Source organism: Streptomyces mexicanus (assembly GCF_902506575.1).
Taxonomy (GTDB): Bacteria; Actinomycetota; Actinomycetes; order Streptomycetales; family Streptomycetaceae; genus Streptomyces; species Streptomyces mexicanus.
The window spans coordinates 1,952,715-1,964,212 of record NZ_LR732544.1 but is presented as its reverse complement, the minus strand read 5'-3'; the positions used below and the strand labels follow the sequence as shown (position 1 = coordinate 1,964,212).

Annotated in this window: 11 protein-coding genes; 5 read left to right on the top strand and 6 right to left on the bottom strand. The window is 72.2% G+C overall.

Translation table 11 applies throughout. From position 1 onward, the window contains the following. On the top strand, window positions 1-1,014 hold a 1,014-nt coding region (locus GV126_RS08820; protein ID WP_159664230.1), incomplete at its 5' end, for a pectinesterase family protein. A 157-nt stretch (window positions 1,015-1,171) separates the two neighbouring features. Beyond that, window positions 1,172-1,972 (top strand): HAD family acid phosphatase, encoded by an 801-nt coding sequence (locus tag GV126_RS08815; protein ID WP_159664228.1) that lies wholly within the window; start codon window positions 1,172-1,174, stop codon window positions 1,970-1,972. 69 nt (window positions 1,973-2,041) lie between these two features. Here GV126_RS08815 and GV126_RS08810 read toward each other — a convergent pair whose 3' ends face one another. The 3 genes from GV126_RS08810 to GV126_RS08800 all read right to left on the bottom strand — a co-directional run bounded on the left by GV126_RS08810 (window position 2,042) and on the right by GV126_RS08800 (window position 4,843). Further along, window positions 2,042-3,490 (bottom strand): peptidoglycan D,D-transpeptidase FtsI family protein, encoded by a 1,449-nt coding sequence (locus GV126_RS08810; RefSeq protein WP_159664226.1) that lies wholly within the window; start codon window positions 3,488-3,490, stop codon window positions 2,042-2,044. A gap of 105 nt (window positions 3,491-3,595) precedes the next feature. Beyond that, a complete protein-coding gene (locus GV126_RS08805; RefSeq protein ID WP_159664224.1) occupies window positions 3,596-4,066 on the bottom strand; it encodes a GNAT family N-acetyltransferase in 471 nt (156 codons plus the stop codon). A gap of 3 nt (window positions 4,067-4,069) precedes the next feature. Then, window positions 4,070-4,843, bottom strand: a complete 774-nt coding sequence (locus GV126_RS08800; protein ID WP_028422699.1) for an IclR family transcriptional regulator — start codon at window positions 4,841-4,843, stop codon at window positions 4,070-4,072. Between the two features lie 211 nt (window positions 4,844-5,054). Between GV126_RS08800 and GV126_RS08795 the strand changes: the two genes are divergently transcribed. The 3 genes from GV126_RS08795 to GV126_RS08785 all read left to right on the top strand — a co-directional run bounded on the left by GV126_RS08795 (window position 5,055) and on the right by GV126_RS08785 (window position 8,691). After that, entirely contained in the window at window positions 5,055-6,563 is a 1,509-nt protein-coding gene (locus tag GV126_RS08795) for an aldehyde dehydrogenase (NADP(+)) (protein ID WP_159664222.1), read from the top strand. Window positions 6,564-6,794: 231 nt separating this feature from the next. Then, on the top strand, window positions 6,795-7,523 hold the full coding sequence (locus GV126_RS08790; RefSeq protein WP_159664220.1) for a DsbA family oxidoreductase: 729 nt from the start codon (window positions 6,795-6,797) through the stop codon (window positions 7,521-7,523). Window positions 7,524-7,641: 118 nt separating this feature from the next. Beyond that, entirely contained in the window at window positions 7,642-8,691 is a 1,050-nt protein-coding gene (locus GV126_RS08785) for an aminotransferase class V-fold PLP-dependent enzyme (protein ID WP_159664218.1), read from the top strand. Window positions 8,692-8,773: 82 nt separating this feature from the next. Here the strand turns inward: GV126_RS08785 and thpD are convergent, their stop codons facing one another. The 3 genes from thpD to ectB form a co-directional block, all read right to left on the bottom strand. Then, entirely contained in the window at window positions 8,774-9,679 is a 906-nt protein-coding gene (gene thpD, locus GV126_RS08780; protein ID WP_159664217.1) for an ectoine hydroxylase, read from the bottom strand. Window positions 9,680-9,684: 5 nt separating this feature from the next. Further along, window positions 9,685-10,089, bottom strand: a complete 405-nt coding sequence (locus GV126_RS08775; RefSeq protein WP_159664215.1) for an ectoine synthase — start codon at window positions 10,087-10,089, stop codon at window positions 9,685-9,687. Between the two features lie 101 nt (window positions 10,090-10,190). Then, complete coding sequence (ectB, locus tag GV126_RS08770) at window positions 10,191-11,462, bottom strand: diaminobutyrate--2-oxoglutarate transaminase (protein ID WP_159664213.1); 1,272 nt, start codon at window positions 11,460-11,462, stop codon at window positions 10,191-10,193. Between the last annotated feature and the right edge of the window lie 36 nt (window positions 11,463-11,498).

Below are 11,498 nucleotides of genomic sequence, written 5' to 3'. Positions count from 1 at the left end.
AGCCCCTTCGGCCGCTACGGCTCACCGAGCGCCCGGCTCACCCCGCTCACGCTGTACGTCGACCCGCACGGCCGCGGCGACTTCACCACCGTCCAGGCGGCGGTGGACGCGGCGACCGGCACCGGTCGGACCCTGGTCCTGGCACCCGGCACCTACCGGGAGACGGTCGCCGTGGACGCCTCCCGCACGGACATGACCTGGCTCGGCGCCTCGGCGGACCCCCGGGACGTGGTGATCGTGTACGACAACGCGGCCGGCACGCGGAAGCCCGACGGCTCGGGCACCTACGGCACCAGCGGCTCGGCCACGGTGTCCGTCCAGGCCGACGGTTTCACCGCGCACCGGATCACCTTCGCCAACGACTGGCTGCGCGCCGACCATCCGGACGTCTCCGGCACCCAGGCGGTGGCGCTGAAGGTGCTGGGCGACCGCTCGGCGTTCTCGCGCTGCCGCTTCCTCGGCCACCAGGACACCCTGTACGCCGACTCCACGGCGCTGTCCGCCTTCCCCCGCCAGTACTTCGCGCAGTGCTACGTCGAGGGCGACGTCGACTTCGTCTTCGGCCGGGCCACGGCGGTGTTCGAGGACTGCCGCTTCCACACCCTGAACCGCTCCGACCTGACGGCCGCCCCCTACGGCTTCGTCTTCGCGCCCTCCACGGCCCGCGCCAACCCGCGCGGCTACCTGGTCGCGCGCAGCCGCGTCACCAGCGAGGCACCGGACGGGTTCTACAAGCTGGCCCGCCCCTGGGTGCCCAGCTCCGACACCACCGCCCACCCGATGCTCACCGTCCGGGACACCTGGCTGGGACCGGGCATCGACGCGGCGGCCCCCTACACGAACATGCGCGACGCCTACCCCTGGCAGGACCAGCGTTTCGCCGAGTACCACAACACGGGCCCGGGCGCGGCGGTCACCGTCCCCGAAAACCGGCCCCAGCTCACGCGGGCCGAGGCCCGCACGGCCACCCGTGAGGAGTACCTGGGCGACTGGACACCGTGGCGGGTCCGGTGAGCGGTGCCTGACGGCGCACCGGGCACCGGCCGCGGGAGGGTACGCCGGGGAGAGGCCGCATGACGGCGCGTCGGACCCCGCTCGCATGACGTGACGTCAGGTATCGATCGGGCAACGGGTCTCGCGCCGACCGGGGTGACGCGCGTAGAAACCTGTCATGAAGAAGCCACTTCGGATCGCCGCGCTCGCCGCCGCCTGTGCCGTGGCCGGTGCCGGCCTGTACGGCGCCGGTGCCGCCGGCGCCGGGCAGTCCACCGCGAACTCCACCCGCGAGCCGTACAACATCGGGCTGCTGACCAAGGACATCGACACCTACTACGGCACCACGCTCGACGCCGACGGCGTCTACCAGGCCGCCCCGGACAGCCCCTACGCCAAGGACCTGGCGCGCATCGACGCCGACGCCGAGCGGTACATCGACCAGGTGGCCCGCACGGCCGAACGCGGCCACCACGGCAAGAAGCCCGCCGTCGTCTTCGACATCGACGACACGCTGCTGCTCAGCCTGGACTACGAGAAGAAGAACAACTACGGCTACAACGGCGCCACCTGGGCCGCCTACGTGGACCGGGCCGACCGCCCGGCCGTCTTCGGCAGCCCCGAGCTGGTGCGCTACGCGGCGAAGAAGGGCGTGACGGTCTTCTACAACTCCGGCCTGAGCGAGGCCCAGCGCTCGGCCGCCGTCGCGAACCTGAAGAAGGTCGGCGCCGACGTGAACCTCGACGCCGCCCACATGTTCCTCAAGGACACGGCGAACCCGCCGTCCTACCTGAGCGACTGTGCCGCGCCGGGCGCCTGGAAGTGCACCACCGTGCAGTTCAAGGCGGGCACCCGCAAGCACATCGAGGACCTCGGGTACGACATCGTCGCCGACTTCGGCGACCAGTACTCCGACCTGGACGGCGGGTACGCCGACCGGACCTACAAGCTGCCGAACCCGACGTACTTCGTCGGCTGACCGGCCGCCCTCGACGGCCGGCCGCCGCCCGGCTCGGCTCCCGCTGCCGGGCGGCGGCCGCGCGCCCCGCTACGCGTCGAGCGCGGCCTTCATCATGGCGCGGGCCACCGGCGCGGCCAGGCCGTTGCCGCTCACCTCGGAGCGGGCCGCGTCCGACTGCTCCACGACCACCGCGACCGCGACCTGCTCGCCGGTCGCCCGGGACGTCCCGTACGCGGTGAACCAGGCGTAGGGCACCTGGCTGTTGTTCTCGCCGTGCTGGGCGGTGCCGGTCTTGCCGCCCACCGTCACCCCGGAGATCCGGGCGTTGGTGCCGGTGCCCTGCTCGACCACCGTGCGCATCGCCGACTGCAGCTGGGCGGCGGTGCGGGAGCTGACGATCCGCTTGCTCGCGGTGCCGTCGTCGTAGTCCTGCACGGTGTTGCCGTCGCCGTCCGTGGTCCGCGAGACCATGTGGGGCGAGACCAGGGTGCCGCCGTGGGCGATGGCCGCGGAGACCATCGCCATCTGCAGGGGAGTGGCGGTGACGTCGAACTGCCCGATGCCGCTCAGCGCGGTCTGCGCTGTGTCCATGCCCGTGGGGTACACGCTCGGGTACGCCCGTACGGGCACGTCCTGGGTGGTGTCGTCGAAGCCGAACCTCTCCGCCATCGCCCGCACCTTGTCCTGGCCGAGGTCCACGGCCATCTTCGCGAAGACGTTGTTGCAGGAGTACTGCAGCGCGGTGCGGATCGTGGCGTTCTCGCACGGGGCGCCCGGGTTCTCGTTCGACAGGTCCCGGGTGGTGCCGGGCAGCCGGTACGGGTCGGGGCTGTCGGTCGGGACGTCCACCGACGCGTACAGCCCGTCCTCCAGCGCGGCGGCGGCCACCACCAGCTTGAACGTCGAGCCCGGCGGCAGCGGCCGGCGCAGCGCCCGGTTGGTCATGGGCTTGTCGGGGTCCTGGGTGAGCTTCTTCCAGGCGCCGCTGTCGCCGGCGCTGAGCACGCTCGGGTCGTAGGACGGCGTGGAGACCACTGCGAGGATCTTCCCGGTGGCCGGGTCGATCGCGACGGCCGCGCCCTTCTTGTCGCCGAGCGCCGCGTACGCCGCCTTCTGCACGTCCGGGTCGATCGTCGTGATCACATCGCCCGGCCGGGGGCGCGCGCCGGTGAGGGTGTCCAGCGGGGTCTTCAGCCGGCTGTCGCCGCCGTCCAGGAGGTCCTGGTAGACGCCCTCCAGCTGGGTGGCGCCGTAGACCTGCGAGCTGTAGCCGGTGACCGCCGCGTACAGCTTGCCGTCCGTGTACGTCCGCTTGTACTTCAGGTCGCCGCCGGTCTCGGCCGAGCCGGTGATCGCACGGCCGCCCACGACGATGTTGCCCAGCGGCTGGGCGTAGGTGGCGATCGCCAGCCGCCGGTTGTCCTTGTCGTCCGCGAGAGCCTTGCTGTCGTAGAACTGCACCCAGGTCGCCCGGACGAGCAGAGCGACCACGAGCAGCAGGGTGAAGACGGACGCCCGCCTGATCGTCTTGTTCATGGCGGTCGGAATGACGGACGACAAGGGGGGAATCGTTCCCGTCCGCCCGATTTCTCATCGGATGTTCATGAAGTCCTCGCACGTGGCCGCGGCGGCGGACCGGTCTCAGTCCCGCAGGGACAGCACCACCTCGTCGATCTCCTCGCCGCGCGCCTGGGCGAACCCGCGGGCCGCCGCGGTCCGCCGGAAACCGCACTTCTGAAGCACCCGCAGCGAGCCGGCGTTGTCCGCCGCCGCCCGCGCGTACAGCGGGCGCTCGGTGACCTCGGCCAGCAGCGCGCGCAGTGCGGCGGTGGCGATGCCCCGCCCCCAGTACGCGCGGTCCACCCAGTAGGTGACCTCCCGCTCGCCCGGCTCGCCGTACACGGCCGCGCTGCCGACCACGTCACCGTCCGCCAGGATCGTGCGCGGCACGGCGGAGGAGGCCCGGATCCTCGCCCAGCGCGCGTCGAAGGCGGCGCGGTCGGCGGGATCCTCCGGGCCGAACGCGGCCATCCACACCGCCTCGGGGTCGTTCATCTGCCGGAAGAACACCGGCAGGTCGCTGTCGTGGACCGTACGCAGCACGACTTCCATGTCTCACAGCCTCCGGGTGGCGAGCGTCAGGCGGTCGCGGGCGTCGAAGAGGGCGTCCTTGACCAGCTGCTCGTGCGCGGGCGTCAGACGGGCCACCGGGATCGAGCAGCTGATCGCGTCACGGGCCGGGGTGCGGTAGGGGATGGCCACGCCGAAGCAGCGCAGGCCGAGGGTGTTCTCCTCGCGGTCCACGGCATAGCCCTGCTCACGGATCTGGTGCAGTTCCGCGATGAGCTTCTCGCGGTCGGTGAGGGTGTTCTCGGTCAGCGCGGGCAGCGTCTCCGGGAGCATCTTGCGCACCTGCTCGTCGCTGTAGGTGGCGAGGATGGCCTTGCCCAGGGACGTGGAGTGCGCGGGCAGCCGGCGGCCGACGCGGGTGAAGGGGCGCAGGTAGTGCTGCGACTGGCGGGTGGCCAGGTAGACGACGTTGGTGCCGTCCAGGCGCGCGAGGTGGATGGTCTCGGTGGTGTCGTCGGAGAGCCGGTCCAGCGTCGGCCGGGCCGCGGCGACGACCTCGTCGCCGTCGATGTAGGAGGTGCCGACGAGCAGGGCCCGTACGCCGATGCCGTAGCGGGTGCCGGTCGCGTCGGTCTCCACCCAGCCCAGCTCCACCAGCGTGCGCAGCAGCATGTACAGGCTGGACTTGGGGTAGCCGACGGCCTCCTGGACCGCGGCGAGGGAGTGCATCCCGGGCCGGCCGGCGAAGTACTCCAGCAATTCCACGGTCCGCACCGCGGACTTGACCTGCGCTCCGCTGCCTGTCTCACCTGCCGGCATCGCCCTGGCCCCCTTCGTTCGACGAGAAGCTGACGTTATAGTCTCCAGAACACATTCATCATCCGAGACAGCGTTCAGTATATCGAACGCCGCCGAGGATGACGCACCTACCGGCCGACGTACCGACACACACGCACCGACGTACACACGGCGCCCGTACGGGCCGCACCCGTACGGCGGCGAAGCGGCAAGACATCTGGAGGGACCCGCGGTGGCAGCAGCACCAGTCTGGAGTGTCGATCCCCGCACCGGGAAGCAGCGGGAACAGGTTGCGGTCGAGGCCACGGCCCAGGACGTGGACACCGCCGTCCGCGCCGCCCACGACGCCCGCGGCGCGCTCGCCGACCGCACCGTCCGGGCGGCCTTCCTGCGCACCGCCGCCGACCGCCTGCAGGCGGCCGGCGACCGGCTCGTGGCGACCGCCGACGCCGAGAGCGCGCTCGGGCAGGCCCGGCTCACCGGAGAACTCGCCCGGACCTGCTACCAGTTGCGGGCGTTCGCGGGCATCGTCGACGAGGGCGCCTTCCTCGACGTGATCATCGACCACCCCGACGACACCGCCACCCCGCCGATCCCGGACCTGCGCCGCTACAAGGTGCCGCTCGGCGTGGTCGCCGTCTACTCCGCCTCCAACTTCCCCTTCGCCTTCCCCGTCGCCGGCGGCGACACCGCCAGCGCGCTGGCCGCCGGCTGCCCGGTCGTCGTCAAGGCCCACCCCGACCACCCGGCCCTGTCCGAGCAGGTCGCCGCGGTGCTGCGGGAGGCCGCCGCCGAGCACGGCATCCCCGCCGGCGTCCTCGGCCTGGTCCACGGCTTCCGGGCGGGCATCGAGCTGATCGAGCTCCCGCTGGTCACCGCGGCCGGGTTCACCGGCTCCGTACGCGGCGGCCGGGCCCTGTTCGACGCGGCGGCCGCCCGGCCGGTGCCCATCCCCTTCCACGGCGAGCTGGGCTCCCTCAACCCCGTGCTCGTCACCGAGGCCGCGGCCGCCGAGCGGGCGGAGGACATCGGCACCGGGCTGGCCGGCTCGATGACGCTCGGCGTGGGCCAGTTCTGCGTCAAGCCCGGCCTGGTCCTCGTGCCGGCCGGCGCGGCCGGCGACGGCCTGGTCAAGGCCCTCGCCGACGCCGTCGGCGGCACCGCGGCGGGCGTCCTGCGCGACCACCGCATGCGCGACAACTTCCTCGCCGGCATCGCCGAGCGCACCGGACTGCCCGACGTCGAGGCACCCATCGCCCCCGGCGAGGGCGACGAGCACACCGTCAGCGCCGGCTTCCTCACCCTCCCGGCCGAGAAGCTGACCCGCGCGGGCGGCGACCACGCCCTGCTGCTGGAGGAGTGCTTCGGGCCGGTGACGGTGGTGGCCCGCTACGCCGACGAGAGCGAGGCCATGGCGGTGCTCTCCCGCCTGCCCGGCAACCTCACCGCCACCGTGCACGTCTCCAGCGAGGAGGCGGCCGGCCGGGGACGCGGCCCCGAACTCCTCGCCGCGCTGACCCCGCTCGCCGGACGCGTCCTCGTCAACGGCTGGCCGACCGGCGTCGCGGTCGCCCCCGCCCAGCACACCTCCACCTCCACCTCGGTGGGCGGCACCGCCATCGAGCGGTGGATGCGGCCGGTGGCGTACCAGAACGCCCCCGAGGCCCTGCTCCCGCCCGAGCTGCGCGACGACAACCCGCTCGGCCTGCCCCGCCGCTTCAACGGCCGCCTGGAGGTCTGACGGCACACGGCCCGGCCCGGCGGCCGCACCGCATCCCGCGCGGCCGCCGGGAACCGGCCGCGGCCGCCGGAACCGGAGGATCACCGCGCGGGCTGCCGGACCCCGACGCCGGTCGGCACCCGCTCCTGCGCCACTCCGTCACCAGGGAATGAACCCCCTCGCCCGGACGTTGCCCGCTCGGCGGGGAGCGTCCGCTCTCCGCGCCCGTACGAGCGGAAGAGAACCACGAGCATGCGCGTCGAGATCTGGTCGGACATCGCCTGTCCCTGGTGTTATGTCGGAAAGGCGCGTTTCGACAAGGCGCTCGCGGGCTTCGCGCACCGGGACCGGATCGAGGTGGTGCACCGCTCCTTCGAACTGGACCCGCACCGGGCCAAGGACGACGTCCAGCCCGTGCTCGCCATGCTCTCCCGCAAGTACGGGATGAGCGAGGCGCAGGCGCAGGCCGGTGAGGACAACCTCGGCGCGCAGGCCGCCGCCGAGGGGCTGGAGTACCGCACCCGGGGCCGCGACCACGGCAACACCTTCGACATGCACCGGCTGCTGCACTTCGCCAAGGCCCACGGCCGCCAGAGCGAACTGCTGGACGCGCTGTACCGGGCGAACTTCGCCGAGGAGCGCTCCGTCTTCACCGAGGGCCCCGAGCGCCTGGTGGACCTGGCCGCCGGGGCGGGCCTGGACGCCGAGGCCGCCCGCGCGGTGCTCGCGGACCCGGCCGCCTACGCCGACGACGTCCGCGCCGACGAGGAGGAGGCCGCGCGGCTCGGCGCCACCGGCGTGCCGTTCTTCGTCCTCGACCGCAGGTACGGGGTCTCCGGCGCCCAGCCCACCGAGGTCTTCACCCAGGCCCTCACCCGGGCGTGGGCCGACCATTCGCCCCTGCACCTGATCGACCAGGGACAGCGGAGCGGCGGGGCGCAGGCATGTGGTCCGGACGGGTGCGCCGTGCCCCGCAGCTGAGGACCCCTGACGTGCGCCGACGTCCGCGCACGTCAGGAGGCTGTTATAAGGAGTCCTTTGGGCCAGCGCCCGTCGTTATGTGATGGACTTCTACTTCCAGGGGTCGCACAGTGGTCCCATGGAGACCTTCGAGAGCGTGGTACGCGCCGAGTTCGCCCCGAAGAACACCTACCTCAACACCGCGTCCCTCGGGCTGCTGCCGGCCCGCGCGGTGACCGCGCTGCGCACCGCCGTGGAGGCGGCGGCCGCCGGTGAGCCCACCGACATGTTCGCGGACGTCGAGGCGGCCCGCGCCTGCTTCGCCCGGCTGGTCGGGGTCCCCGACCGCCGGGTCGCCGCCGGTGCCTCCGTCGCCGTCTACAGCGGCCTGATCGCCGCCTCCCTGCCCGAGGGCGCCGAAGTCCTCACCGCCGAGGGCGACTTCAGCTCCGTGGTGAACCCCTTCCACGTCCGTCGCGACCTGAAGGTGCGCAGCGCGCCCCTGGAGCAGCTCGCCGACGCGGTACGGCCCGGCACGGCGCTGGTCGCGGTGAGCGCCGCCCAGTCGGCGGACGGCCGCATCGCCGACCTGCCCGCGATCCGCGCCGCCGCGCGCGAGCACGGCGCACGCACCTACGTCGACGTCTCCCAGGCCGCCGGCTGGCTGGACCTCGACGCGGACGCCCACGACTACGTCGCCGGCGTCGCCTTCAAGTGGCTGCTGTGCCCGCGCGGCGTGGCCTTCCTGGTGGTCCCGGAGGACCTGGGCGGGCTCAGCCCGCTGTTCGCCGGCTGGGTGGCGGGGGAGCGGCCCTGGGACAGCTGCTACGGTCCGGTGGCCGAACTCGCCCACTCCGCGCGGCGGTTGGACGAGAGCCCCGCGCTGTTCTCCTACGCCGGCGGCCGCCGCTCGCTGGAGCTGATCGAGGAACTCGGCGTGGCCGCCGTGCGCGCCCACGACCTGGCCCTGGCCGACCGGTTCCGCACCGGCCTGGCTGCCCTGGGCCACGAGGCCGTCGCCTCGCCCGGCTCCCCGATCGTCTCCGTGCCCGGCCTCGGCGACCGGCAGGGCGCGCTCAGCGCCGCCGGTGTCGAGGTCTCCGCCCGCGCGGGCAACCTGCGCGCCGCCTTCCACCTGTACAACACGGAGGCGGACGTGGACCGGCTGCTGGACGTGCTGGGCGGCTGACACGGCCGGGCAGGGGCCTGGCGTCCCACACGACCAGGCCCCTGCCCGAGCATCGAGGGACGCTCAGCGCCCCCGGCCGGGTTCACCGCACCGGAGTGAAGTCCCGCGCCCCGATGAACTCCGGCCTGCGCACCGGTGCCGCGAACGGCTCCACCGCCGTGTTCTCCACGCTGTTGAACACGATGAAGACGTTGCTGCGCGGATACGGCGTGATGTTGTCGCCGGAGCCGTGCATGCAGTTGCAGTCGAACCAGGTCGCCGACCCCGGCTTGCCGGTGAACAGCCGGATGCCGTACTCGCTCGCCAGCCGCGTCAGCGCCTCGTCGGACGGTGTGCCCGCGTCCTGCATCTGCAGCGACTTCTTGTAGTTGTCCTTGGGCGTGGCCCCTGCACAGCCGAGGAACGTCTTGTGCGACCCCGGCATGATCATCAGGCCGCCGTTGGTGTCGTGGTTCTCGGTCAGCGCGATCGAGACGGACACCGTGCGCATGTTCGGCAGGCCGTCCTCGGCGTGCCAGGTCTCGAAGTCGGAGTGCCAGTAGAAGCCGCTGGCGCCGAAGCCCGGCTTGACGTTGATCCGCGACTGGTGGACGTACACGTCCGAGCCGAGGATCTGCCGCGCCCGGCCGACGACCCGCTCGTCGCGCACCAGGTTCGCGAACACCTCGCTGATCCGGTGCACCTCGAAGACCGAGCGGATCTCGTCGGACTTCGGCTCGACGATGGAGCGTTCGTCGGCCCGGACCGCCGGGTCGTTCACCAGCCGGTCCAGTTCCCGCCGGTAGACGGCGACCTCGTCCGGGGCGATGAGCTGGTCGACGGCGAGGAAGCCGTCGCGCTCGTACGCCTGCAGGTCGGCCGTGCTGATCGGACCGGGGGTGTCCGGGGCTCCCCAGACCACCGGGTCCTGCCGGGGCACCGTCACTTCGGTGGTGCCGCGGGTGGGGTACAGGTCGGTGACGGCCGTGGTCGTGGTCGTGGTCGTCATGCGGTTCACACCTCCTCGGGTTCGGTGAGCAGCGGGTAGACGCCGTTCTCGTCGTGGTCCTCACGCCCGGTCACGGGCGGGTTGAAGACGCAGATGCAGTGGAAGTCCTCCTTGACCTTGAGCGTGTGCCGCTCGTGGCCGTCGAGGAGGTACATGGTGCCGGGCGTGATGCGGTACGTCTTGCCGGTCTCGCGGTCGGTCAGCTCCGCGTCGCCCTTCGTGCAGACGACGGCCTCGATGTGGTGGGCGTACCACATGTCGGTCTCCGTGCCCGCGTACAGGATCGTCTCGTGCACGGAGAAGCCGACCTTCTCCTTGGCGAGGACGATCCGCTTGCTCTCCCAGGTGCCCGACGCGGCCTTCACATGCCGGTCGGTGCCCTCGATCTCCTTGAACGAACGGACGATCACGGTGGTACGTGCCTCCTTGTGCGCGTGCTTGACAGGGGTGGTGTGACGGGACGCCCTCGCCGGGCTCGGGCGGCCGTGCGGCTCAGGCGGCCTCGCGGGGCTCAGGCCGTCTCGCGGACCGCGCGGGCGAGGACACGCATGCCCTCGTCCAGTTCCTCCGGCGTGGTGGTCAGCGCCGGCAGCAGCTTGACGACCTCGCTCTGGGGCCCGGAGGTCTCGACCAGCAGCCCGTGGTCGAAGGCGCGCCGCGCGACCCGACCGGCCCGGGAGGCGTCGTGGAACTCCAGCCCCCACACCAGGCCGCGGCCGCGATACTCCTTGACGTCGGCGAGGTTCTCCTCGGTGATGGAGATCAGCCACTGCTCGACCTGCTCGCCGCGGGTGCGGGTCTGCTTCTCCATCGCCGCGCCGTCCGTCCAGTACACCTCCAGCGCGGCGGTGGCGGTGACGAACGCGGGGTTGTTGCCGCGGAAGGTGCCGTTGTGCTCGCCCGGCTCCCACACGTCCAGCTCGGGCTTGAACAGGCACAGCGACATCGGCAGGCCGTAGCCGCTGATGGACTTCGACACGGTGACGATGTCGGGCACGATCCCGGCCTCCTCGAAGGAGAAGAACGCGCCGGTCCGGCCGCAGCCCATCTGGATGTCGTCGACGATCAGCAGCATGTCCTGCCGCTCGCACAGCTCCTTCAGGGCGCGCAGCCACTCGGGCCGGGCGACGTTGATGCCGCCCTCGCCCTGCACCGTCTCCACGATGACGGCGGCGGGCTTGTTCAGGCCGGAGCCCTGGTCCTCCAGGAGCCGCTCGAACCACAGGAAGTCCGGGACCTTGCCGTCCAGGTAGTGGTCGAAGGGCATGGGCGTGCCGTGCACCAGCGGGATGCCGGCGCCGGCCCGCTTGAAGGCGTTGCCGGTGACGGCGAGCGAGCCCAGCGACATGCCGTGGAAGGCGTTGGTGAAGGACACGATGGACTCGCGCCCCTTCACCTTGCGGGCCAGTTTCAGCGCGCTCTCCACGGCGTTGGTGCCGGTCGGCCCCGGGAACATCACCTTGTACGGCAGGTCCCGCGGGCGCAGCACCAGGTTCTGGAAGGTCTGCAGGAAGGTGCGTTTGGCCACGGTGGACATGTCCAGGCCGTGGGTGATGCCGTCGCGCTCCAGATAGTCGAGCAACGCCCGTTTCAGGACGGGGTTGTTGTGGCCGTAGTTGAGCGAGCCGGCACCGGCGAAGAAGTCGAGGTACTCGTGGCCGTCCTCGTCGTACAGGCGGCTGCCGCGCGCGTGGTCGAAGACGGTGGGCCAGCCGCGGCAGTAGCTGCGCACCTCGGACTCCAGGGTCTCGAAGACGCTCAGGTCGGGCTGGGTGATGGTCACGACGAATCGCTCCTCGGGTGGGGGGAGGGAAGGGAG